21 protein-coding genes are annotated in these 24,687 nt (G+C 62.9%); 11 read left to right on the top strand and 10 right to left on the bottom strand.

Annotated features, from left to right (window positions below; translation table 11 throughout):
* Window positions 1–6: 6 nt before the first annotated feature.
* Window positions 7–1,227 (bottom strand): zinc metallochaperone GTPase ZigA, encoded by a 1,221-nt coding sequence (zigA, locus tag GA0071312_RS05365; protein ID WP_074443884.1) that lies wholly within the window; start codon window positions 1,225–1,227, stop codon window positions 7–9.
* A 201-nt stretch (window positions 1,228–1,428) separates the two neighbouring features.
* On the opposite strand from zigA, the gene GA0071312_RS05360 reads away from it, so the two are divergent.
* From GA0071312_RS05360 to ruvA, 3 genes are all read left to right on the top strand, one after another.
* A complete protein-coding gene (locus GA0071312_RS05360; protein ID WP_074443883.1) occupies window positions 1,429–1,629 on the top strand; it encodes a hypothetical protein in 201 nt (66 codons plus the stop codon).
* A gap of 207 nt (window positions 1,630–1,836) precedes the next feature.
* Window positions 1,837–2,373 (top strand): crossover junction endodeoxyribonuclease RuvC, encoded by a 537-nt coding sequence (ruvC, locus tag GA0071312_RS05355; protein ID WP_074444252.1) that lies wholly within the window; start codon window positions 1,837–1,839, stop codon window positions 2,371–2,373.
* A 6-nt stretch (window positions 2,374–2,379) separates the two neighbouring features.
* Window positions 2,380–3,000 (top strand): Holliday junction branch migration protein RuvA, encoded by a 621-nt coding sequence (gene ruvA, locus GA0071312_RS05350; RefSeq protein WP_074443882.1) that lies wholly within the window; start codon window positions 2,380–2,382, stop codon window positions 2,998–3,000.
* Window positions 3,001–3,026: 26 nt separating this feature from the next.
* Here ruvA and GA0071312_RS05345 read toward each other — a convergent pair whose 3' ends face one another.
* The 3 genes from GA0071312_RS05345 to GA0071312_RS05335 are packed head-to-tail and all read right to left on the bottom strand — an operon-like array spanning window position 3,027 to window position 5,334.
* Window positions 3,027–3,974, bottom strand: coding sequence for a DMT family transporter (locus GA0071312_RS05345; RefSeq protein WP_238947101.1), 948 nt, complete (start codon window positions 3,972–3,974; stop codon window positions 3,027–3,029).
* Between the two features lie 50 nt (window positions 3,975–4,024).
* Window positions 4,025–4,909, bottom strand: a complete 885-nt coding sequence (mmsB, locus tag GA0071312_RS05340) for a 3-hydroxyisobutyrate dehydrogenase (protein ID WP_074443881.1) — start codon at window positions 4,907–4,909, stop codon at window positions 4,025–4,027.
* A gap of 2 nt (window positions 4,910–4,911) precedes the next feature.
* The gene (locus tag GA0071312_RS05335) at window positions 4,912–5,334 is read right to left on the bottom strand and encodes a DUF5367 family protein (RefSeq protein ID WP_074443880.1); all 423 of its coding nucleotides are present in this window, start codon (window positions 5,332–5,334) and stop codon (window positions 4,912–4,914) included.
* A gap of 244 nt (window positions 5,335–5,578) precedes the next feature.
* Here GA0071312_RS05335 and rplS point away from each other — a divergent pair, with 244 nt between their 5' ends.
* The 5 genes from rplS (at window position 5,579) to GA0071312_RS19885 (ending at window position 12,942) form a co-directional block, all read left to right on the top strand.
* Window positions 5,579–6,016, top strand: a complete 438-nt coding sequence (gene rplS, locus GA0071312_RS05330; protein WP_074443879.1) for a 50S ribosomal protein L19 — start codon at window positions 5,579–5,581, stop codon at window positions 6,014–6,016.
* A gap of 225 nt (window positions 6,017–6,241) precedes the next feature.
* Window positions 6,242–7,669 carry a 3-isopropylmalate dehydratase large subunit gene (leuC, locus tag GA0071312_RS05325; RefSeq protein WP_074444250.1) on the top strand — a complete coding sequence of 476 codons (1,428 nt, stop codon included), beginning with the start codon at window positions 6,242–6,244 and terminating at the stop codon, window positions 7,667–7,669.
* A 215-nt stretch (window positions 7,670–7,884) separates the two neighbouring features.
* Window positions 7,885–8,211 (top strand): cytochrome c family protein, encoded by a 327-nt coding sequence (locus tag GA0071312_RS05320; protein ID WP_074443878.1) that lies wholly within the window; start codon window positions 7,885–7,887, stop codon window positions 8,209–8,211.
* A 179-nt stretch (window positions 8,212–8,390) separates the two neighbouring features.
* Window positions 8,391–9,239, top strand: coding sequence for a hypothetical protein (locus tag GA0071312_RS19575; protein ID WP_131817711.1), 849 nt, complete (start codon window positions 8,391–8,393; stop codon window positions 9,237–9,239).
* A 304-nt stretch (window positions 9,240–9,543) separates the two neighbouring features.
* Complete coding sequence (locus GA0071312_RS19885; RefSeq protein WP_165603959.1) at window positions 9,544–12,942, top strand: calcium-binding protein; 3,399 nt, start codon at window positions 9,544–9,546, stop codon at window positions 12,940–12,942.
* A gap of 45 nt (window positions 12,943–12,987) precedes the next feature.
* Here the strand turns inward: GA0071312_RS19885 and GA0071312_RS05300 are convergent, their stop codons facing one another.
* From GA0071312_RS05300 to GA0071312_RS05285, 4 genes are all read right to left on the bottom strand, one after another.
* On the bottom strand, window positions 12,988–14,637 hold the full coding sequence (locus GA0071312_RS05300; protein WP_074443290.1) for an IS1634 family transposase: 1,650 nt from the start codon (window positions 14,635–14,637) through the stop codon (window positions 12,988–12,990).
* Between the two features lie 247 nt (window positions 14,638–14,884).
* On the bottom strand, window positions 14,885–16,576 hold the full coding sequence (locus GA0071312_RS05295; protein WP_165603958.1) for a glycosyltransferase family 4 protein: 1,692 nt from the start codon (window positions 16,574–16,576) through the stop codon (window positions 14,885–14,887).
* A 98-nt stretch (window positions 16,577–16,674) separates the two neighbouring features.
* On the bottom strand, window positions 16,675–17,106 hold the full coding sequence (locus GA0071312_RS05290; protein WP_074443874.1) for a metallopeptidase family protein: 432 nt from the start codon (window positions 17,104–17,106) through the stop codon (window positions 16,675–16,677).
* Window positions 17,107–17,114: 8 nt separating this feature from the next.
* Window positions 17,115–18,005, bottom strand: coding sequence for a YihY/virulence factor BrkB family protein (locus tag GA0071312_RS05285; protein ID WP_420819952.1), 891 nt, complete (start codon window positions 18,003–18,005; stop codon window positions 17,115–17,117).
* Between the two features lie 179 nt (window positions 18,006–18,184).
* Between GA0071312_RS05285 and GA0071312_RS05280 the strand changes: the two genes are divergently transcribed.
* The 3 genes from GA0071312_RS05280 (at window position 18,185) to GA0071312_RS05270 (ending at window position 21,649) form a co-directional block, all read left to right on the top strand.
* Entirely contained in the window at window positions 18,185–19,096 is a 912-nt protein-coding gene (locus tag GA0071312_RS05280) for a DMT family transporter (RefSeq protein ID WP_074443872.1), read from the top strand.
* 130 nt (window positions 19,097–19,226) lie between these two features.
* Window positions 19,227–20,363, top strand: a complete 1,137-nt coding sequence (locus GA0071312_RS05275) for an acyl-CoA dehydrogenase family protein (protein ID WP_074444249.1) — start codon at window positions 19,227–19,229, stop codon at window positions 20,361–20,363.
* 53 nt (window positions 20,364–20,416) lie between these two features.
* A complete protein-coding gene (locus GA0071312_RS05270; protein WP_074443871.1) occupies window positions 20,417–21,649 on the top strand; it encodes a phenylacetate--CoA ligase family protein in 1,233 nt (410 codons plus the stop codon).
* 3 nt (window positions 21,650–21,652) lie between these two features.
* Here the strand turns inward: GA0071312_RS05270 and recQ are convergent, their stop codons facing one another.
* Window positions 21,653–23,497 (bottom strand): DNA helicase RecQ, encoded by a 1,845-nt coding sequence (recQ, locus tag GA0071312_RS05265; RefSeq protein ID WP_074443870.1) that lies wholly within the window; start codon window positions 23,495–23,497, stop codon window positions 21,653–21,655.
* Window positions 23,498–23,575: 78 nt separating this feature from the next.
* A complete protein-coding gene (locus GA0071312_RS05260) occupies window positions 23,576–24,592 on the bottom strand; it encodes an NADP-dependent oxidoreductase (RefSeq protein WP_074443869.1) in 1,017 nt (338 codons plus the stop codon).
* Window positions 24,593–24,687: the final 95 nt, after the last annotated feature.

Raw genomic sequence — 24,687 nt, 5'->3', positions numbered from 1 at the left:
GCGCGCTTATGCTGCCCTTTCGCTGCGCCAGGCCGGGAACGGATCCGGCAGGCCGCGCCAGGCATCGGCATCGAATTCCGGCATCGTCGAGGAACCGACGAGGCAGGCATCGAGCGCGGCGCGAATCGCTCCCTCGTCCATGCCGATGCCGATGAAGACGAGTTCCTGCCGGCGATCGCCCCAGACCGGTGACCAGTGGCGGTTCATCAGCTTGCGCCATTCGTCGTGATCGGGCCAGCGGCTTTTCGGGATGGCGCTCCACCAGAAGCCCATGGCCGAGACCTTGCACACGGCGCCGGCGATCGACAATTCGCCCACCCAGTCCGGTCGCGTGGCCAGCCAGAAATGGCCCTTGGCGCGCACAAGCCCGGGAAAGGAGCGGTTGACGAAGGCGTTGAATTTTTCCGGATGGAAGGGCCGGCGGGCGCGGTAGACGAAGCTCGCGATGCCGTATTCCTCCGTCTCGGGCACATGCCCGGCATGGCCGTAGAGTTCCTTGAACCAGAGCGGATGTGCCTGCGCCTTCTCGAAATCGAAGCGCCCGGTATCAAGCACCTCCGCCATCGGCACGCTTGCGTAATCGGCCTCGATCAGCTTTGCATCCGGGTTGAGCGCGATGATGATCTTCCTCGCGAGATCGCGCTGCTCGGGGGCCGCATCGGAGACTTTATTCAGCACGATCGTATCGGCGAACTCGATCTGATCGACGAGAAGATCGACCAGCGTGCGGTCGTCTTGGTCGCCCGCAGTCTCGCCGCGATCGCGCAGGAAGTCGCTCGAGCCGTAATCGCGCAGAAGATTGACGCAATCGACCACCGTGACCATGGTGTCGAGCCGCGCCACATCGGACAGGCTTTCGTCATTCTCGTCGCGGAAATCGAAGGTCGCCGCGACGGGCAGGGGCTCGGCGATGCCGGTGCCCTCGATCAGGAGGTAGTCATATCTGCCGGCGGCGGCGAGGCGCTTGACCTCGGCGAGCAGATCGTCGCGCAGGGTGCAGCAGATGCAGCCATTGGTCATCTCGACGAGTTTCTCCTCCGTGCGCGAGAGATCCGCGCCGCCCTCGCGCACCAGATCGGCATCGATATTGACCTCGCTCATATCGTTGACGATCACCGCCACGCGCCGCCCCTCGCGGTTGTTCAGCACATGGTTGAGCAGCGTCGTCTTGCCGGCGCCGAGAAAGCCGGAGAGGACGGTGACGGGCAGGCGGTGAGCAGGGTTCATGTGTGTCTCCGCGAAGTCGGAAAGGCTCGAAGCTGGATATGTAACATTATAACGTAGCGCATTTGTCAAGTCCGGTGCGACTTCAGAAATTCGTGCCATCCTTAATTGCTCGCCCCGATTTTAATCGCGGGTATCTGAAGCGCATTGCACCGGCCCGGATCGAACTGCTATGCAGTTGCATCCAACAAGTGGAGGTTGAATATGAAGGTTAAAATCCGTAATCTGGGCGTCGACATGGAAGTGAAGAACAAGGGCACGACACTGGACGTCTACAAACCAGACGGAAAGACGCGTTTAGGTGATTTGAAAATATCAAAATCTGGGCTGATGTGGTGCAACGGAAAAGCGCAAACCGGCCCAAAGGCTACTTGGCAGGAATTCATTGACTGGATGAATTCCTGACTACAGCGTGCCTTGCATAGCTGCGCCGCCAATGTTCCCGGCGCAGCAATGCAGGTTCGTACCGCAGTCGGAATGGGCTACCGGGTCAACGGCCCAGAATCCAGATCAGGAACCGAGGTGCTTCACCCCCATGCGCGCATGCTTGACCGCACGCGCGGAAGCCGCGACTTCTATACGGGCTTCTTTTTCGGCGAATCAGGACAGCGTGTGAGCGACACAATCCGCATTCTCGGCCTCGATCCCGGCCTGCGTAACACCGGCTGGGGCATGATCGCCTCCACCGGCACGCAGCTTTCCTACATTGCTTCGGGGGTCGTCACCTCCGACGGCAAGGATGATCTCGCGAGCCGGCTGCGATCGCTGCATGACGGGATCTGGGAGATCGTGCGCGCTTATGCGCCCGACGAGGTCTCCGTCGAGGAGACCTTCGTGAACAAGGATGCGCAGGCCACCCTCAAGCTCGGCCACGCCCGCGCCATGGCGCTGCTGGTCCCCGCGCTGGCCGGTCTGCCGGTGGCGGAATACGGGGCCAACCAGGTCAAGAAGACCGTCGTCGGGGTCGGCCACGCCGATAAGAAGCAGGTCCAGGCCATGGTGCGCATTCTGCTTCCGAAATCGACGCCGCCCACCGCCGATGCGGCGGATGCACTCGCCATCGCTATCGCCCATGCGCATCAGCGCAAGGCGCGCAATCTCGCCGCCGACATGGCGCGCCGCCCCGCCACGGGCACTGCCGGAGCCTGACCCCGCATGATCGGAAAGCTGAAAGGTGTCATCGATGCAATCGGCGAGGACCACCTCGTCCTCGACGTGCACGGGGTAGGCTATCTGGTGCATTGCTCCAGCCGCACCCTGCAACGCCTCCCCGGCACCGGCGAGGCGGCGGTGCTCGCCATCGAGACGCATGTGCGCGAGGACATGATCCGCCTCTACGGTTTTCGCAGCGAGGCCGAGCGGGAATGGTTCCGCCTGCTGCAGAGCGTGCAGGGGGTGGGCGCGAAGGTGGCGCTCGGCATTCTCGCCGTGCTGGAACCCGGCGAAGTCGCGCAGGCCGTGGCGAGCGGCGACAAGGCGGCGATCGCGCGCGGCCCGGGGGTGGGACCCAAGCTCGCCGCGCGTATCATCTCCGAACTGAAGGACAAGGCGCCCGCCGCCACGCCGATCGATCCGTCGCTGGCCCGGGTCGCGGAAGCGGGATCGGAGGAAGGTGCCGCGCCGTCTGCCGTCGCCGATGCGGTCTCGGCGCTCGTCAATCTCGGTTATCCGCAGATGCAGGCCTCGGCCGCCGTGGCCGCCGCGATGAAATCCGCCGGCGAGGATGCCACGACGCAGGTACTGATCCGGCTGGGCTTGCGCGAACTCGCGCGCTGAGCGTCGCCACGTTGCACGCAGGCGGCTCAGCCGGCGGATTTCGGATTGCGCAAGACGACGAGATTGCCGGCAAGCGCGAGTACGGCGCCGATCCCTGCGATCAGGGTCCAGCTATAGCCTTCGAAAACGGTCGAGACCGAAAGCGCGGCGACGGGAAACATCACCGTGGCATATCCCGCCCGCCCCGGACCGATCCGGCGCAAGAGGCCGATATAGGCGGCAAAGGCCACCACCGAGGATATCAGCGCCAGAAAGAGCAGCGAGCCGAGATAACGCAGGTTCAGCTCGATGATGAATTCATGCCCCTGCACCAGGCTGAGGCCGAAGAGAAAGATCACCGAATAGGTCATGCTCCAGGTGATCGCCGGAATCAGCGGCACACCACGGCTTCCGATCATGCCCGAGACGATATTGCCCGTCGAGAAGCTCAGGGTACCCAGAAGACACAGGGCGAGTCCCGTCGCAGCGGCAGCGGAAAAGCCCGATCCGGCTATTTCTGGCCAGTAGAGAAAGGCGACGCCGGTCACGCCAATCACCCCGCCAAGCGCTACGCGCGGCGCGATCGGCTGGCGCAGGAACAGCGCCGCCATCAGCGGATTGCCCACCGCCGCCAGCGAGAAGGCGACGGCGAGAAGGCCCGACGGAATGGTCAGACCGCCATAGTAATACATGATGAAGTTGAACGAGAACATGGTCACGCCCACCGCGACGAAAGCCGCGTGCAGGCGCCCGGGAAAGGCGATCCGCTGGCGGGTTATCAGCACCCAGCCCCACATGACCGCACCGGCGATCATGAATCGCCACAACAGCGAAACTTCAGGTGCCACCACGCCCAGCTGCATGCGCAAGGCGATCCAGCTGAACCCCCACGAGCCGACCACGGCGGCGTAGAGCATAAACGCCCTGGCGTCGAAGGGACGCAGATGCGCAGGCATCTCGGTGGATGCGGCCTTGTCCGAAATATTCTCGTTCATGGCCGCAAGCCTGTGCGCCCCCTTTGATCATGGCCCCCGACAGGAGCCTTTCAGTCACGGCCGGCGCGCAGGTGCTCGACAATTGCCGAGAAATCCTTGTCTGCGAAACCCTGTGCGTTGAAATGCTCATAGATGGCGCGGGCATGTTCACCAAGGGGGGTGACCGCCCCGCTTGTCTGCGCCGCCTCCTGCGCGAGGCCGAGATCCTTGAGCATCAGCCCCGCTGCGAAACCCGGCTTGTAATCGTTGTTGGCCGGGCTGGTCGGCACCGGGCCAGGAACCGGGCAATAGGTGGTGAGCGACCAGCATTGTCCCGAGGAGGTGGAGGCCACATCGAACAAAGCCTGATGCGACAGGCCGAGTTTCTCAGCGAGCACGAAGGCCTCGGCCACGCCGATCATGGAAATGCCGAGGATCATGTTGTTGCAGATCTTCGCCGCCTGGCCCGCGCCGGCCGCGCCGCAATGGACCGCCTTGCGTCCCATCTGCAGGAGGATCGGCTCGGCCTTGGCAAAGGCCTCCGTCGCGCCGCCGGCCATGAAGGTCAGCGTCGCGGCCTGCGCGCCGCCGACACCGCCCGATACGGGCGCATCGAGCGAAAAGCAGTTCTTCTGCGCGGCGATTTCATGCGCCTTGCGGGCGCTGTCGACATCGATGGTGGAGCAATCGATCACCAGCGCGCCGTCCCGCATCGCCGGCAGAATCGTGCCGAAGACCTCGATCACGTGCCGGCCGGCGGGCAGCATGGTGATCACCACCTCTGCCTCCGCGACGGCGCCCGGCGCGTCGGCGGCGATCGCCACGCCGGCTTCACGCGCCGCCTCGCAGGATTGCGCCGAGAGGTCGAAACCCGTCACCCGATGCCCGGCCCTGACCAGATTGGCCGCCATCGGCCCACCCATATTGCCCAGACCGATGAAACCGATATTCGTCATGGTCATCCTCCCTGATTTGTCTTGTCGTTATCGTCTTTTTGCTTGCGTCTCGCCGGGCAGGCAACCCCGCCGCCGATCAGCATGAAGCCGTAGAACCACAGCATCCACGAGCCGAAGACTTTGTCGAGAGCCGGATCGAGGGCGGGAAAGAAGACCTGGAAATGCGAGCCCACCGCCGCCATCACCAGCATGCCGGGGATCGCCACGAGCGCCGCCGCCCGCAATCCTCCGATCGCCACCGTCACGCGCCAGCGCGCGAGCACGATCCCGATGACGAGCCCGGCAAGCGCGCCCACGGTAAAGTTGATCTGGAAGGGCCGCCGCCCGTCGAGGAAGAAGAGCGGGCCGAGCCAGAGGAAGATCGCAAAGAGCAGCGCGGTCAGAACGATGCCGGCGGTGAGGGCGATGAGGACGGGGCGGATCATGATGGTTGAGAAGACTCTTTTGATGCATCTGCGGTGAACCTATCCGGCGCGAGCTTGCCCCGCAGGACCGGCGCAGGCAAGTTGACGGGCGCGGCGACTTTTCGCCCGGCGATCCTCGAACGTCGATTGTGCTCGACAACCGGCGCAGATTGGGTTATGGCCCGGCTCTCAACTGAAAACAGGATGCCGAAATCCCGTATGCCGTGATCGTCGCGGCCATGCAACGGCTGGAGCAAAAAGCGCCATGAACATCATCGAACAGCTCGACAAGGAGCAGATCGAAAAGCTCGGCAAGGAATTTCCCGATTTCGACGCCGGCGATACGGTCATCGTCAATGTGCGCGTCCGTGAAGGCGAGCGCACCCGCGTGCAGGCCTATGAGGGCGTCTGCATCGCGCGCAATGGCGGCGGGCTCAACCAGAGCTTCACCGTCCGCAAGATTTCCTACGGCGAGGGCGTCGAGCGCGTCTTCCCGCTGTATTCGCCGCTGATCGAGTCGATCAAGCTGGTGCGTCGCGGCAAGGTCCGCCGCGCGAAGCTGTATTACCTGCGCGACCGTCGCGGCAAGTCAGCGCGTATCGCCGAGCGTGTCGACCGCAACCGCGTCTCGCGCAAGGATCGCATCGCCGCCGAGAAGGCTGCTGCCGCCGCCGCCGCTGACAGCACGCCCGCGGCCGAATAAGGCGTATCCCGCCTGCAGCGATTTCCGGCGCGGCTTCGAGCGAGGCCGCGCCGTTTTTCGTCTTGTGTCTCATATCGGCTTCGCTGCGCGCCTTCCTGCGCATGCGCGCCATGCTTTCGCCCTTGATCGGCGTGAGAATGAGCGACTACAAGGATGACGATGGATTTTTATGTCGGCGCCGGGCCGTTTCGAAGCCGCCGTCGGCAGGACGAGGAGAGACCGAGGATGACGAAGCCCCGCACCATGTACGACAAGATCTGGGACGATCACGTCGTCGAGACCCAGCCCGACGGGACCTGCCTCATCTATATCGACCGCCATCTCGTGCACGAGGTCACCAGCCCGCAGGCCTTCGAGGGGCTCCGCAATGCCGGGCGCAAGGTCCGCGCGCCGATGCGCACGCTGGCCGTCGTCGATCACAACGTCCCCACCACGGACCGCTCCGTCGGCATCGCCGATCCGGAAAGCCGCATCCAGGTCGAGACGCTGGCGCAGAACGCGGCTGATTTCGGCCTCGAATATTACGACGAGCGCGATGCGCGCCAGGGCATCGTGCATGTGGTCGGCCCCGAACAGGGCTTCACCCTGCCCGGCACCACCATCGTTTGCGGCGACAGCCACACTTCGACCCACGGCGCCTTCGGTGCGCTCGCCCAGGGCATCGGCACCTCGGAGGTCGAGCATGTTCTCGCCACCCAGACGCTGATCCAGAGCAAGGCGAAGAACATGCGCGTCATCGTCGACGGCAAGTTGCCGAAGGGCGTGGGCGCGAAGGACATCATCCTCGCCATCATCGGCGAGATCGGCACTGCCGGCGGCACCGGCCACGTCATCGAATATGCCGGCGAGGCCATCCGTGAGCTCTCGATCGAGGGCCGGATGACGATCTGCAACATGTCGATCGAGGGCGGCGCCCGCGCCGGGCTGATCGCACCCGACGAGAAGACCTACGCCTATCTCAAGGATCGCCCCAAGGCGCCCAAGGGCGAGGCCTGGGATCGTGCGGTCGCCTATTGGGAGAGCCTCAAGACCGATGACGGCGCCGTGTTCGACAAGGAAATCCGCCTCGATGCGGCCAATCTGCCGCCGATCGTGAGCTGGGGGACGAGCCCGGAGGACGTCATTTCCGTCACCGGCGAAGTGCCCGATCCCGACGCTATTCCGGACGAGAACAAGCGCCGCTCGAAATGGCGTGCGCTCGAATACATGGATCTGAAGCCGGGCACGAAGATCACCGACATCAGGCTCGACCGCGTCTTCATCGGCTCGTGCACCAATGCCCGGATCGAGGATCTGCGCGCCGCCGCCGCCATCGTCGCGGGCCAGAAGGTCGCCGACCACGTCCAGGCCATGGTGGTGCCGGGCTCGGGGCTGGTGAAGCTGCAGGCCGAAGCGGAAGGTCTCGACAAGATCTTCCTCGAGGCCGGTTTCGAATGGCGCGAGCCGGGCTGCTCCATGTGTCTGGCCATGAATGCGGACCGGCTCGAGGCCGGCGAGCGCTGCGCCTCGACCTCGAACCGCAATTTCGAAGGCCGTCAGGGCTTCAAGGGCCGCACCCATCTGGTCTCGCCCTCCATGGCGGCGGCTGCCGCGATCGCGGGCCATTTCGTCGATATCCGTGAGCTGGAGACGGCCGCTTACGCCATGTCGTGAGCCGGGCGTCCCTCCGATCGGGCTTTTGCGCGCGGGGTGCTCGTCATCCCGCGCGTTTTCGTTGGTGCAGGCGCCCGTGCGAGCCGACGCCCCGCCCGAAAGTGCGGCTTGCGTCACACGCGAACCGGGTTACCCTTCATGCGTTGTCATGCCGCATCCGCGCTCACGATCAGACCCGCGCGATGCGGCGAAACCACCAACGAGGGGAGAAGCACATGTTCGAAGCACTCGGTGAAGAGCGGCATTTTCACCTGAAGCGCCTCACGCGCGGGCTCATGGTCGCCGGCACCGCACTCACCTTCGCCCTCGCAGCACCGCTCGCGCCGGCCCATGCGACGGAAGAAGCTGACGTGACCCGCGGCGAGGCGGCCTACGAGGCCAGTTGCGCCTCCTGCCACGCCGCTCCGGCACGCATCATCGCGCGCGTCGAAGGCGCGGATGATGCGGAGAAGACAGAAGCGCTCGAAGCCTTCCTGCCCGATCATTATGCCGAGGACGACCAGGACCGCGCCGACATCATCGCCTATATGCTGAGCCTGTGAGGGGCGCGCGGATGCCGCCGCGCTGCCCTGCGGCGTGGCGGCGCAAGTGCTAATATCCGGCAATTCAAGATTGCCGAATTCGATCCCGCAGGCTAAACACTTCCCTACGGCTTGCTGCCCGAAAGCGCCGCCCCGGGGCTTCAGGCACCGCCGCGTGTGGTCAGTTTCGGGCGGGTCTGGTGATACGGTTTCTGTTTTCCGGCAGGGTCTGGCGCGGTGCGCCGATGATCCTCGCGCTCCTCGCCGCGAGCGTATTCGGGCTCGCGCTGCTGATGCAGCATCTCTACGAGAACGATCCGGGCTTTCGCGCCTGGTTCGAGCCGGAGACGCCCGAGCCCCCGCCCTATTATGCCGATTACGCCTATGAACCGCTCGGCGGGCGCCCGATCCGCGTCTCGCTGAACGGTGTCGCGTTCAATCTGCCGCGCGGCACCGGCATGCACATCACGCTCGTGCTCGATGGTGAAGTCAGGCAGGTGGATTTCATGCCGCACGGTTTCGAACGCAATCCCTATCAGCAGCAAATGCTCGCCATGCTGGAGGAGCGCCACGACGCCGTCCCGATCATCGCATTCGGGCTGTTCAATTTCGGATCCGATACGGGGTCGCCTTGTAGACCGGACAATGGCGACTGGAATGTCCGGTTTTGTCGCGCGATAGGCGATTTATCGACTGACTCAAAACTAGAATTTTTCCAATGGAGGAATAGCCTTAGTGTTCGCCAAAATCGCTTTCATTCAAGTCCCAATATAACTGGCTTTCCAGGGATTTTATTTGGACATGAAGATTTCAGAAGAAGTGGTAAAATTGAGAATTTAAATTTTACCTTTGAAAATGGCTGCAAACGAGACATTGGTATCAGTCATCCACGCAGTCGTTTTCAGGGTCATTTCTGTAAATTACTAATTTTCCATGAAACTGGATTCTTAATTGAGACTTATTACTATTTTAGTACTTTTAATAGCTCTCTAATTGATGATTTAATTACAGAAAAATTAGTAATTATTTCCAAGATATTTCGTGATTAAATATCAATTGGATTAAAGGCTCTTTTTTAGAATTACCCCTTCGAACTTTAATAGACAAAACCATGAGGAACAAATGTCTTATCAATTCACAGAAGACGAAATCGCACAGTTACAGGCTGCTCGCGCTACTGAAGACTGGGGGCACGCGTACCAGGTTCTGTACGATCTCATTACGGAACCGGACGGCTCCGGACCCAAGGCAGGTGTCAGCCAATCGGCCTGACTCTGGATTAACGGCGCCCATGATGTCAATCAGGATATCGGAGATTTTGCCGCCTTTATCCGTAATTATACAAATTATCAGATGGACCTCCGGCTGAACGAGCCGGCAACCGATGACACGGTACAAGAGGCGTCTGATGGGATTGCACGCTCCGTATTCGATACGATACTGGAAAATGTCGATGCAGGCGGCCCGGCGGTTTTGCCGAATATTTATGAACTTGGTTTGAAGGATGCTGGCTCTATTACAAGAGATTTATTGGATAATGATTCAGCAGGGTGGGCAGGTAATTCACTCTTCATGTATCTTGGAGAAGATACGTTCTTTCAAAATATTATAATTAACGGCAATCGACCGATTTACAATATGTTTGCGCATTTGCAAGGCTACGAATTTGCTTTAGATCAAATGAATAACATGGTAGCAGGAATCGGTGATTTGCTGTCAACGATGTATAATAATGACATCGGTCTAATAGGTACATTAGCATTAGTTGAATCTAACAATAACGAAATGTTGCAAAATATTGAATCTTATTTCGATATTGATCGGGATGTATACTTTGATTCTGATATGCAAATTGGGCGTCTTCGTGTTGAAAACACACTGGTTTCAACGAATTCTAGTGACGTCCTGATTGGTGGGGATAAAGATGATACATTTGAAATGCACGGTGGTGGTGAGAACCTGGTTTATGGCAATCGCGGGCGTAATACGGTCTCCTATAATAATGCTATGTTGGGTGTCACCGCTTATATTGGATTTGAGTCATCCGGACGCGAAGACCAAATTCGCGTATTCAACGGCAATCACTTCGATATAGATCGCCTTTTTGCGATAAATACTTTCATTGGCTCCAGCTATGATGATCTTTTCATTTTCATGAACGGCTATGACCGTATCGAATTTCTCGAAATTGATGGTTACGAAGGAGAGAACACGTTCGAGGTGGCATTGGATGCACAAGGCCTCGTCGTCGACGCGGTCGCGGGGCGGCTGATGATCGATGATTACACAATTTCGATCGCGAATTTCCAGCGCTTCATCGGCACGCAGGGCGATGACTATTCCCTGCTGGATGGCGGTGAGGCGTTCATCGACGGGCGCGGCGGCGTCAATGTGGTCGATTTCTCCGGCGCGACTGCGGCGGTGGCCGTGGGCACTGATGAAGACGAAATCGAGATCGAGAATGTCGGCTATTTCATCGGCAGCGAACACGACGACGTGTTCGATTTCAGCGAGATGGCGGAAGGTGTCTTCCTGGTTACACCCGGCGGTGCCAACACCGTCACCGGCTCGGATCATGGCGACTGGTTCCGCGTCGAGGGCGGAAATTCCATGATTGACGGCGGCGGCGGATTTAACACCTATGATCGCTCGCAATCGGAAACCAGTCTTACCTTTACGATCGAACGCGTAGCAAATTTTGAACCAAGCGGCGGATTCTTTGGAGAACTTGTTTGGGTTGACCAGGGCAACATTTATACACATGTTTCCGACGGCTCTCTTGTACAAAATACGCAAAAGATTATTGGCTCAGACCACGGTGATGTTTTCAACGTCATCGACCCCGGAGCGCAATATTTTCACCAGGAACTTGTTCTGGAAGGCGGAATGGGAAACGACGAATTCTACTATGACATCACAGATTCCTGGTACACCCAACCAACCATCCTTCTCGGTGGTGAGGGCAATGATTATTTCAGAGTTGATACAATTTTAGATTTTAATGGAAGCCCACTTATTATTTACGGCGGCCCTGATTCAGATATTTACGAATTCACCGGCAACGTTGCTCCAATGATTGCCCATGCCTCTGATACAAGTCTTCTCGAGCGCATGGAATTCCAGCGCTTCGGTATTGATTTTTTCAGTCATCTCGGCCCGGACGAGTGGGATTACGAAATCCATGAGCGGACGATCGTCATTGTCAATCCAAAAGCCTCGGATACCTTCATCATTGATGGCGAAGTCGTACAGTATGATCTGAGCCCGATCATCAATCTGGACCCCTATCTGACGATCGAACGCCCGTCATTCGACGAACCCGTCCCGGCGCCGGAGCTCGCCGAAGCACCGGAATTCTCCGAAGACGGCCTCAAGGGCGATCCGCTACAGGCTATGGTCGATGCGAACGCGAATGGAAGCGACCCCGAACCCGAACCCGAGCCGGAGCCGGAGCCGGAGCTTGAACCGGAGCCTGAACCGGAGCCGGAGCTTGAACCGGAGCCTGAACCGGAGCCGGAACCTGACCCCGAACCCGACCCCGAATTGCTGGAGGGGACGGATGGCGATGACGTGCTGTTCGGGGATGCGGAGCTCGATCAACGGATCATCGGGGGCGCCGGCGATGACGAGATCTATGCGACCGGAGGCAACAACATTCTCGACGGCGGCACCGGCAACGACATCCTGCATTCCGGCACCGGGGCCGACACCTTCGCCTTCCGCACCGGCGACGGCATGAATAACGTGATCGGCTTCGATCCGAACCAGGATCGCATCGCCCTCGACGGCGTCGCACTCGCGGATATCTCTTTCTACCAATACTGGAACGGCGCACAAATCTATCTTGCCGACGGGACGGATTTCTTCTTTGAGGACATGACCGATGCCAGCCTCGATGATTTCGGCTTCGTCGACATGGCAGGCAATCCGCTGGGCGCCGAAAGCGGTCCAACGATGCTCGAAGGCACTGTGGGCGACGACAACCTCGTGGGCTCCGCGACCCGGAACGACCACATCATCGGCGGAGCCGGAGACGATTACCTGAACGGCGTCGGCGGGGAGAACATCCTCGACGGCGGCACCGGCAACGATTTCATGACGAGCGGCGCCGGCGATGACACTTTCGTCTTCCGGCTCGGCGACGGCCAGAACGTCGTCGAGAATTTCGACATTGCGCAGGATCGCATCGCGCTGGACGGTCTCACACCGGAGGATGTCGACGTGATCGGTTCGACCGGCGGCACACAGCTCCTCGCCGCCGACGGCACCGAATTCTGGCTGATCGGTGTGACCGGGGTGAGCAAGACGGATTTCGCCTTTGTCGACATGGCGGGCACCCCGCTCGACGTGCAGGAGCCGCTGATCGTGCTTCAGGGCACTGCGGGTGACGACTCGCTGGTCGGTTCTTCGACGCAGAACGACCACATCATCGGCGATGCCGGCGACGACTTCCTCGACGGCGTGGACGGCGAGAACATCCTCGACGGCGGCACCGGCAACGATTTCATGACGAGCGGCGCCGGCGATGACACTTTCGTCTTCCGGCTCGGCGACGGCCAGAACGTCGTCGAGAATTTCGACATTGCGCAGGATCGCATCGCGCTGGAAGGGATCGACGAGGTGGATCTGACGCTCAACGAGTACGGCAGCGGCTCGGCGCTGGTGGCCGCCGACGGCACCGAGTTCTGGTTCATCGGCATGACCCAACTTAAACACCTGATTTCCGATAATTATGGATTTTCAATGGGATAGGGGGCGCCTTCGCGCTTTTAGCACCACGGTCGGAGGGTCGTGCGGTCAAGCAGCTTCGGTTTCGGCGATGTTCGGCGGCAGCGCCACGCCGACGGCGCGGAATACCGGCCCGACCTGACCGCTTACCGGGGTACGGATGGCAATGCTGCGTCCGTCCTTTTCGATTTTGCCGCTCTGCAGGCGGTCGAGATCACGCAGGAGCGGGCGCCACTCGGGTTTGATCCCGGCTTCGGTGCAGCGGTCGAACAGCTCCTTGTGCAGCATCAGGGCGAGGAAGGAGCAGAAGACGTGGCCGCGGATGGCGGCATCGGATGAATGGAAGATCGGACGTGTCGAGAGCGTCGCCTTGGCGACACGAAACAGCGTCTCGACGGTGAGCAGGTCCCGGTAGCGCAGCATCGCCTGAAGCGGAGAAATCCTCGCGTTGGTGCGCAGGACGAAGATCCCGTCATAGCGGGCTTCCTCGGCGATCTTGCCGGCATCGATCTCGAAGGCATCACGCGTCGTGGTGTTGAGATAACGCCTGTAGGCGGAGTTGCCGACGAGGGCCTTGTCGCCCTTCTTCAACTGCGTATCGAGGGCAGCGATGATGGCCTGGCGGTCCTCGCGGTCCTTCTCGGCCTGCGCCTCGTTGCGGCAGACGATGTAGCGGACCCCGTCGACGACGACCTCCTTGGCGAAGAGCTGCGTCTCGCCCTGGCTGCGCTCGACGAGGAGCGGCGTGAGGGGTTGCGGATCGTCGAGAACCCGGCGCATGCGTGCGTCGGTGCGCTCGCGCACACCCAACACATATTCCAGACCCTGTTCCTCTAGCGCCGTGATCGTGGCCTGCGAGATCATGCCCCGATCCGCCACGATGCAGGCTCGGGTGATACCGAAACGGCTGCGCAGCCGCTGCACGATCGGCAGCAGGATGGCGACATCGGCGGTGTTACCTGGCATCATCTCGGTGCAGACCGGGCGGCCATCGGCATCGACGATGACGGCGAGGATCATCTGGTTGAGATCAGGGCGATGGTCCTTGGAATAGCCCCGTGCCCCCAGCGTCTCGCCGCCTTCGCCGTGGAAGGACAGGGAGGTCGTGTCCATGAAGACGATGGAGAGATCGGTAAACAGGTCGCGCCGGCGCGCAAACAGCGCCTCCTCGATCACGTCCTTGACGGTACGCGGCGAAAAGGGCGTCGCATCCTTCTGCTCGTCCTTTGGCAGATCTTCTCCGAGCCAGGCCATGGCCCGATAGAAATGGTGCAGCGACAGATCGTCGGCACCGGGAATGTCGTAATCCTGCATCCAGGACGCGCAGTCGCGATCCGAGCCGGAGACGAACAGACGGTGCAGCGTCGCGGTGAACACGGCCCGCTCCACCGGGAATTCGAAGCCGCGTTCCCCAAGCTGATCAGCGATCACCTGATCGATGCCGAGTTGCTGCCACAGGCGCCCGAAGAGCAGCGGCCCGCCGATGCGACGAGCTTCGTATCGCGCCACATCACCGTTGTTGATGGCATCCAGGACCATGGCCCGTTCCGTGAACCGTCCGACCGAGGCGGCCAGGCGATCGAGATCCTTGCTGGCGAGAACCGTTTCCTTGCGTCCGAGATTGCGGATGATGCGCTGCTTCGTGCGGCCACCCTCGCGGACATTCTCCACAAGGTAGATGTAGGTGTAGCCATTGATGGTCTTCTCGCGCACGAACATGCCGAATTAGCATCTCAGAAACCTCCATTCGTCAAGCAATGAAACGCCTATTCTTACATTATTTAGCACCACACAAACTGACGCCCACCGACCCCACCTCAATAACATCAATGGCTTACGGAAAAATGTTCCCGCTTCGTCCAATTCAACTGTTCAACTTGGGCATGACCGGTGTGAACCGCTCGGATCTGAGCTTCGTCAATTACGATCAGATCGTCTGATTCGGCGAGCGTGCTGATGGCGGGGATCAGGAGAGGCGCAAGGCGCCGATCTTGCTCAACGCCATCACGGTCGCGGTGACGCGACCCGGATCGATGTCGCGGCAGCACCCGAGCAGCGCCTGCAGGGGCATCGCCTCCGAGCCGAGCCGCGCCATGATGGTCACCGCCTCGGCACCGCAATACGCGCCGAGCGGCATCGGCTGCAGGCGCGCCGTCTTGATCAGATCGGCCTCACCGGGTGCCACCATCGTCGCCATTTCCAGCCTCGTACTCGCGAATTCACCGAACAGGCCGAAAGGGGAAGGGTGCGCCGGCGCGGCAAATCGCACTGAGGACCCGGCGGCTCGGCGCTCCGCGCAGGCATCGATCAGGGCGCGATACTGGCCGATCACGACGGCCCAGTCGTATTGCTGAACGGCGCGTGCCCGCGCTGCCTCCCCCATGCGTGCCCGCAATTCAGGATCTGCCGCGAGCGTGCCGATACGGTCGGCGCAGGTATCGACATCGACGACCGTGAGCGCGGATACGGCGCCGGCATATTCGCGATATCCGATCTGCTGCGCCTCGTTCAGCCCGGCGACGCGCTCGGAAAAGCTCTCCGGCGGCACACGTGTCGGGACAAGAAAGCCGTCGATCGCCTCGCGCACCAGATCGCGATAACCGCTCCAGTCCGAGACGACGACGGGAAGACCCGCTGCCATGGCCTCGATCACGGCCAGGCCGAAAGTCTCCTGGATGTTGTCGGACATGGCCGCGAAGACATCCGCTGCCGCATAGGCGGCGCGCAGATCCTGCGCCGTCAGATCCGGGCGCACGACGAGATCGAGGCGAGGATCGATTGCTCGGGCGGTATCCCTCAAATGCCTGCTGATGCACTGTGCTGCATCATGCCCGCTCGGCCCCGGCGGACTCGATCCCGCCATGACCAGTTTGATGCGCCGCATGCTCTCGACGCGAGAGAGTGCAACGAGCAGCGGCATCGGCCAGGCCTTGGACAGGGGGTCGAGTCGGCCGACCGAGAGAACCATGAGATCATCACCGGACAGGCCGAGCCGTTCCCGTTCACGCGCGCGCAACTCGCGGTTCTGCGAATCCTGCGGTGAGAATGCTGCCGTCTCGACGCCAAGCGGGATGATCGGCAGTTGCGGACGCGGGAACCGTGTCGCACCGAGCCGGCGGCGCAGATCCTCCTCCTGCGCCTCGAGCAGCCGCGTGACGACTCCATGCGCGGCGCGGGACGTACAGACGAGCGCGTCATGGGTTGCGACCGGCGCCGTGGACATCGCACAGATCGCCTCGCGCACGATGGTACCGGACAGGGAATGCGTGACACCGACCAGGCTATAGCCATCGGGAGCACGGCGCGTGCGCTGCCATGCGCGGTGCGCGAGATCGGGGGCATGGGTGATCAGATTGCCGGGCCCGGCGAGGCGCTCGGGAAAGCGATGGTCGATGAAGCCGATGCGCCTTTGCGATCCCGCGGCGCGAATGCGCGCCTCGAAGGGCTCCTTTTCACGCAGATCGCCGAAACCGGCAATCGGTTCATCCTGCGCGTGGCGCGCAAGCCCCGAGAGGAACCCCTCCCCCGCGACATGACGCCCCATCGGCGCGCGGCCCGGCTGCGGAAAGGCATCGGCGGTCGACGCCACGGCCCAGCCGGAAAATCCTGCCTCCGTTGTGCTGCGTTCGTCTGATTGCAGAAATTCGGGGGATGTCATACCGGTGCGCCTCGCTGCGAGAACCATGGCGCATATTGCAATACTTGATTGCGTCGGGCATGGCGAGCCCCAGGTGACGTCATTCCCTGCTGCCGCCCTCACACATCCCCCGCAGCGGCCTCGATCGCTTCCATATCCTCGTCGGAGAGGCCGAAATGGTGGCCGATTTCGTGGATGAGGACATGGGAGACGATGGCGCCGAGGGTTTCGTCGTGTTCGGCCCAGTAATCGAGAATCGGGCGACGGTAGAGCCAGATCAGATTGGGTTCGTGACCGGCGGCGAACATCCCCTCGATGCCCCCGCCCTGGGCGAGACCGATGCCCTGGAAGAGGCCGAGGATGTCGAAGGGCGATTCCGCCCCCAGTTCGCGCAGGACGTCCTCGGCGGGGAATTCCGCGATCTGGATGACGATCTCGCCGCACAGGCTGCGGAACGCCGCCGGCAGATCGGCGAAAGCGGCATCGGCAATCATCTGGATCGCTGCCTGGTCGGGCGCCTTGAGATCGCTGTGATCATCCGCTTTCGACATCGTCAGCCTCACCAGTAGAAACCGTCATCGTAATGCGTGGCACGCGCCCGGCGCCGTTTGGCGGCTGCGCGGTTCATGGCTGCGACGGCACCGTTGATCTCGCCGCCGAAAATATAGATCACCGCCAGGGTATACAGGAAGATCAGCGCCATCATCGCCGTGGCGAGGCCGCCATAGGTGGTCGCATAGGCCTGGGGAAACTGGGCGAGATAGAAGCCGAAGACGAAGCCGCCGAGCAGCCACAGAAACAATGTGACCGCCACGCCCGGAAGCACGCTCAGCAGGCTGCGTTCACCTGCTGCCAGATATTTGTGCGTGATCAGCAAGGCTGCGACGATGAGCAGGCTGGTCCCGCCCAGCCGCAGCAGGTCGACGATTCGGGTGAAGTCGATCAGGGCCGGGAAATAATTCAAAAGCGTGCCCCATCCGAGCGGTCCGAGCACGATGCCGAAGGCGAAAGCCAGCATCACTGCGGCGCCGATGACCACATAGAAGATCGATTCGAGCCGCGTCACCACGAAGGAACGGTTTTCGCGCACCCCATAGGCGCGGTTGAGCCCCACGCGCAGGGCCTCGATCCCGTTCGACGAGAAATAGAGCGAGAGCACCGCGCCGATGGTCAGCAGGTCACCACGCCATTCCGTGAGCACGTTGCGCACCTCCTGCGCGATCGGCTCGCCGATCTCGCGCGGCAGGACCTGCAGGATCAGATCCGCGGCATCATCGGCGAGCGCACCGGCGCCGAAGAAACTCGCCAGCGCGGTCAGCAGAATCAGGAATGGAAAGAAGGAGAACAGGCCCGAAAGGGCGATATGGCTCGCGATCGCCCAGCCGTCATGCAGATTCATGCGGTTATAGGCGAGCAAGAGAATGGCGAAGCTCTGACGAAGGGCGTGCAAGGTCGATGATCTCCCTCACCGCAAATGGGCCACGCCGATCTCTGGTGCAAGCCTTTTGCGACCTGCGCATCCTGCTAGCGCGTGCATCGCGCGCCTGTGCATTGCATGCTTGTGCATGGGCGCGCGCCCCGCAACCTGCTACATCCTGCGCCGGAATGATGTCCGGGCGGAGGCAAAACATGATCAAACCGGTACGCGGCGATTCGGCGACACAGGCTGTGCGGGATCCGCTGGCGCAACTCGCACCGGTCCTGTTCGTGCTGATCTGGTCGACCGGCTTCATCATGGCGCGGCTGGTCACGCCGCATGCCGATCCGCTGAGCTTTCTGGCTCTGCGCTATCTGCTCGTGATCGCGCTGCTCGCGCCCGTGGCCTGGTGGTTCGGGGCGCAATGGCCGGCCACGCTTCGCGACTGGCGCGACGGGCTGATCGCGGGCGTTCTCTTGCACGGGATCTATCTCGGCGGTGTGTTCTGGGCCGTCGATGGTGGGCTGCCGGCGGGGATCGCGGCGCTGATCGTGGGCTTGCAACCACTCGCCACCGCCATGCTGGTCGGGCTGACCCTGGGCGAGAAGGTCTCGCCTTTGCGCTGGCTCGGCATCGCCGTGGGTTTCGCCGGCGCGCTCCTCGTGATCCTGCCGCGTCTGGGCGTAGAGACGGGCCTGCCGCCGGGGGCGGTCGGGATCGTGCTGATCGCGATGCTCTCGATCACGCTGGGCACGATCTGGCAGAAGCGCACCGGCGGCGCGCAGGATGTGCGCACCAATACCGTGGTTCATTTCGTCGGCGCGGCGCTCGTCACGCTGCCGGTCGCACTGCTCATCGAGGAGAACCGGGTGCCGATGATTCCGGATGTGATCTTCGGGCTGGCCTGGTCGGTGCTGGTGATGTCGATCGGCGGGATATTCCTGCTGCTGGCGCTGATCCGGCGCGGCGCCGTGGCGGGGGTCGCGGCGTTGCTTTATCTGGTGCCGCCTTGCTCGGCCCTGATGGCCTGGCTGCTCTTCGGCGAGACCCTCGCCCCGGTGCAGATCGCCGGCATGGCGATCGCCGCGATCGGCGTCGCCATTGCGAGCCGCGCCCGCGCGTGATCGCGCCGCCCGGCACGCGACGAAGGGCGGTATTTGCGTGCGCGGGGGCTTTGGCTATGATCTGCACAAAGCGTCGTCAGGGCGCAAAACGAACGGGCGTCTGACCCGTCGTCAGGAAACGCGAGGAACCATGTTCGCCCTCAACGAGGACCAGATCGCCATCCGGGAGATGGCCGAGAGCTTCGCCGCCGAGCGACTGGCGCCGGATGCGGTGCGCTGGGACGAGGAAAAGCATTTCCCCGTCGACGTCATGCGCGAGGCCGCCGCACTCGGCATGGGCGGCGTCTATGTCAGCGAGGATGTGGGCGGCTCGGGCCTCACCCGGCTCGACGCGGCGCTGATCTTCGAGGCGTTGGCCAGGGGCTGCCCCACGATCTCGGCCTATATCTCGATCCACAACATGTCGGCCTGGATGATCGACCGTTACGGCAATGACAACCAGCGCGCGCAATGGCTGCCGGGCCTGTGCAGCATGGATCTTCTGGCTTCCTACTGCCTCACCGAGCCGGGCGCGGGTTCTGACGCCGCCGCGCTCAAGACCCGCGCCGTGCGCGAGGGCGATGACTATGTCGTCAACGGGGTGAAACAGTTCATCTCCGGCGCGGGCGTCTCGGATCTCTATGTCACCATGGTGCGCACCGGTGCCGAGGGAGCCGGCGGGATCTCGACGCTTGTCGTCGACAAGGACACGCCGGGCCTGAGCTTCGGGGCCGAGGAAAAGAAGATGGGCTGGAATGCCCAGCCGACGCGGCAGGTGATCTTCGAGGATGCGCGCGTGCCGGTGGCCAACCGGCTGGGCGACGAGGGGATCGGGTTTCGCATCGCCATGGCCGGGCTCGATGGCGGACGGTTGAATATCGGCGCCTGCTCGCTCGGCGGCGCCCAGACCGCGCTCGCGCGCAGCCTCGACTACATGCGCGAGCGCCACGCTTTCGGGCGGGCCATCGCGCAGTTCCAGGCCCTGCAATTCACACTCGCCGACATGGCGACCGAGCTCGAATCCGCGCGCACGTTCCTCTGGCGCGCCGCCGCCGCCCTTGATGCGAAGGCGCCGGATGCCACGCGGCTGTGCGCCATGGCCAAACGCATCGCCACGGATACCGGCTTCGACGTCGCCAACAAGGCGCTCCAACTGCATGGCGGCTACGGCTATCTGGCCGATTACGGCATCGAGAAGATCGTGCGGGATCTGCGCGTGCACCAGATTCTTGAAGGCACCAACGAAATCATGCGCCTGATCGTCGCGCGCGATCTGATCGGGCGCTGAGCCGGCACGAGAGAGCGCGTGCGCAAGATGCGCGCCGATGAGGGGAGACGAGTATGAGCCAGTTCTTCGATGCCCGCGAGACGCGCCAGACCGCCGATCGCGAGGCCGAGCTCTTCGCCCGCCTGCCGCAGGCCCTTGATTCCGCCATGCGGGCGCCGGCCTATGCGCGCCATCTGGGCGAGATCGAGATCGAGACCATCACCGATCGCGCGGCGCTCGCGCAACTGCCGATCCTGCGCAAGAGCGACCTGCCGGCCTTGCAGAAACAGGCCCTGCCCTTCGGCGGCCTGGTGCCGGCTTCGCCGGGCGCCTTCGGGCGCCTGTTCACCTCGCCCGGCCCGATCTACGAGCCCGAGGGGCGCGAGGACGATCCCTGGCGCGCCGCGCGTGGGCTGCATGCAATGGGGTTGCGCCCGGGCGACATCGTGCTCAACACCTTCTCCTACCACATGACGCCCGGCGGTTTCCTGATGGATTCCGGGGCGCGGGCGCTCGGCTGCGCCGTGATTCCCGCCGGCCCGGGCAATACGGAAGCGCAGCTCGACCTGATCGAGGCGTTTCGCCCCAATGTCTATGCCGGCACGCCGGATTTCCTCAAGATCCTGCTTGATGCCGCCGCCGAGAAGGGGCGCGACGTCTCCTCGATCAGGAAGGCCGGCGTTTCCGGCGCCGCCTTCCCGAAATCGCTGCAGGCCGCCTTCGCCGAGCGCGGGATCGTGGCGCATCAGGCCTATGCCACGGCGGATATCGGCTTCATCGCCTATGAGACCGGCACCCATGACGGGCTCGTCGTCAACGAGGGCATCATCCTGGAGATCGTGCGCCCGGGCACCGGCGATCCGGTGGCGCCCGGCGAGGTCGGCGAGATCGTCGTCACCACCCTCGACCAGCATCATCCCGTGATCCGCCTCGCGCTCGGCGATCTCACCGCGCAGATGGATGAGCCGAGCCCCTGCGGGCGCACCAATATCCGCATCCGCGGCTGGATGGGGCGCGCCGATCAGACCACCAAGGTCAAGGGCATGTTCGTGCGCCCCGAGCAGATCGCCGCAATTCTCGCCGCGCATCCGCAAATCGCCAAGGCCCGCCTCGTCGTCACCCGCGAGGGCGAAAGCGACGCGATGACGCTGCAATGTGAAACCGAAAACCGCGATGAGGCGCTGGCGCAGGACGTGGGCGCGAGCCTGCAGAGCATCCTCAAGCTGCGTGGCAAGGTCGATTTCACCGCGCCGGGCAGCCTGCCCAATGACGGCAAGGTGATTGCGGATGAGCGCAGCTACGACTGATCGTCACGCCTGCACTTCGCGCAAGGCCTCGAGAAAGACATCGCCGTAGCGGGTAAGCTTGGCCTGACCGACGCCGTGGCAGGCGGCGAGTTCGGTGCGGTCGCGCGGGCGCATGAGCGCCATGTCGACGAGGGAGCGGTCGGTGAAGATCACGTAAGCCGGCACTTCCTGCTCGCGGGCGAGCTGCATGCGCAGCGCCTTGAGTCGGGCGAGCACGGGATCGTCCGGCGCGATTCCGGATTCGGCAATGGCCCCGGCGCGGCGCTCCTTCGTGCCCTTGCCGCTTTTGCCGCTCTCCAGCACATCCGAGCGCAGGGTGATGCGCTCGCGCCCGCGCAGGACGGCGTCGCCGCGCTCCGTGATGCGCCAGCGCCCGTGATCATCGATCGCGATCTGCACCAGCCCGGCGGCGTAGATCTGGCGCATCAGCGAGCGCCAGGCCTGTTTGGGGCGGTCCTTGCCGACACCGAAGGTCTTGAGCCCGTGATGGCCGTGGCGGCGGACCTGCTCGCTCTCCTCGCCGACGAGGATCGCCACGATGTGCTCGGCGCCGAAACGCTCGCCCGTGCGCGCAATGGCCGAGAGGATCTTCTGCGCCTCGATGGTGGCATCGAAACGTGTCACCCCGCCAAGACACAGATCGCAATGGCCGCAGGGCTCGGCGCTCTCGCCAAAATACGAAAGCAGCGTCTGCCTGCGGCATTGCGGCGCCTCGCAGAGCGAGACCAGCGCGTCGAGGCGTTGCCGCTCGATGCGCTTCTGCTCGTCGGAGGCGTTGGATTCCTCGATCTGCGTGCGGCGCAGGCGGATATCTTCCAGCCCGTAGAGCGTGAGCGTATCGGCGGGGGCGCCGTCGCGCCCGGCGCGACCGATCTCCTGATAATAGGCCTCGATCGATTTCGGCAGGGCTGCATGCACCACGAAGCGCACATCCGGCTTGTCGATTCCCATGCCGAAGGCGACCGTCGCCACCATCACGATCCCGTCTTCGCGCAGGAAACGGTCCTGGCGGCGGGAGCGCTCCTGCGATTCGATGCCCGCATGATAGGCCAGCGCCGTGACGCCCTTGTCCGAAAGCGTCTGCGCGAGCGTCTCCGTCGCCTTGCGTGAGGCGCAATAGACGATGCCGCTCTCGCCGCGGTGCTTTTCGAGAAAGCGCAGGATCTGGCGGCTGCGATCGGTGCGCGGCTCCATGGCAAGATAGAGATTGGGCCGGTCGAAGCCGTGCACGAAGGTGGTCGGCTCCTGCGTGAAGAGCTGGCCGGCAATATCGCCGCGCGTGGCAATATCGGCAGTGGCGGTGAGCGCGATGGTCTGGATATCGCCGAGGCGCCGACGGACATCGCCGAGAGCCGCGTATTCCGGCCTGAAATCATGCCCCCATTGCGAGACGCAATGCGCCTCGTCAATGGCAAGCAGCCGGGCGCCGGATCGCGCGAGCCATTCCGCCGTACCGTTATTCACCAGCCTCTCGGGTGAGATATAGAGCAATTGCAGCGCGCCAGTCCGCAGGGCGTCGCGCACGCGGTCGTTCTCTTCCTGGTCATTGGCGGAATTGAGCGCGCCCGCCGCGACACCGTTGGTGCGCAATTGCGCCACCTGGTCGCGCATCAGCGCGATCAACGGCGAGACCACCACGGTGAGCCCTTCACGCACCAGAGCGGGAAGCTGGTAGCACATCGATTTCCCAGCGCCCGTGGGCATCACCGCAAGCACGTCGCGCCCGCCAAGCACGGCGGCGATGACCTCGTCCTGTCCGGGGCGGAAATCCGGATAGCCGAAGGTCTCGCGCATGGTTGCGCGGGCCGTGTCGAGGGAATGTGACGAATCAAGTGCGGGCGCCGTCATGGCGACTGGATAGAGGGTTTCGCCCGCCGATGAAATCACCGGCGGGCGGGCGACCGGGATTTTCCGTGGACGACCGTCTCAATCGAGCGCGACGACACATTTGCCGCGATTGCGCCCGGCGAGCAGCCAGATCAGCGCTTGCGGCGCATTCTCCAGACCGTTGACCACGTCTTCGAGCCCGACGATCTCGCCCTTGCCGACGAGCGGGGCGACCTCGCCCAGAAAATCGGGATAGCGGGCGAAGTGGTCGGAAACGATGAAGCCGCGCAGGTGAAGCCTTTGCACCAGCACCTGGCGCATCACCTTCGCGAGCGGGCTCGCATCCGCAGGTGACGCGCTTTCATTGTAATGGGCGATCAGCCCGCAGACGGGGATGCGGGCGAAATCGTTGAGAAGCGGCAAGACCGCTTCGAGGACGGCGCCGCCGATATTCTCGAAATAGAGGTCGATCCCGTCCGGGCAGGCGGCGGCGAGACGCTTTGCAAAATCGGGATCGCGGTGATCAATGGCTTCATCGAAGCCGAAGGTCTCGCGTGCGAGCGCGCATTTCTGTGCCCCGCCGGCAATGGCGACCGTGCGCGCGCCGGCGCGTCGGGCGAGTTGCCCGGCCATGGAGCCGACCGGTCCCGTCGCCGCGCCGACGACGAAGGTCTCGCCCGCCTTCACGCCGCCCACCAGGTCGAGCCCGATCCAGGCGGTGAAACCGGGCATGCCCATCATGCCGAGCCAGGCCGGCGCGCGGATCCGGTCGGGATCGATGCGCCGGACCATCTTCGCCGGCAGGAGCGCGTAATCCTGCCAGCCGCCGGAACCGATGACGCTGTCGCCCGGTGTGAAATCGGCGCTGCCGGAGGCCACCACTTCGCCGATGGTCTGGCCGCCCAGGGTTTCGCCGAGTGCATAGGGCGGCACGTAGGATTTCTCGTCGTTCATGCGCAGGCGCATATAGGGATCGAGCGAGAGATGGCGGTTGCGGATGAGCACCATGTCCTGCGGGGCGGAGGCGTCGATCTCCCGGGTTTCGAGCCGGAAATCCTCCGGTACGGGCTCCCCCTGAGGACGGGCGGCGAGGACCCAGCGGCGGTTCGTCGGCATATGGTTTCTCCCTTGGCGCTCGACATGTGACACGCACGGCGCGCGCACCCTTTCGTGCGATGCGCTTGCCTGATCCGATCAGGATAGGTCATTTC

Source organism: Saliniramus fredricksonii (assembly GCF_900094735.1).
In the GTDB taxonomy this organism is placed as follows: domain Bacteria; phylum Pseudomonadota; class Alphaproteobacteria; order Rhizobiales; family Beijerinckiaceae; genus Saliniramus; species Saliniramus fredricksonii.
Note: the sequence above shows the minus strand (reverse complement) of the source record. Positions and strands in the feature narration are given on the sequence as shown.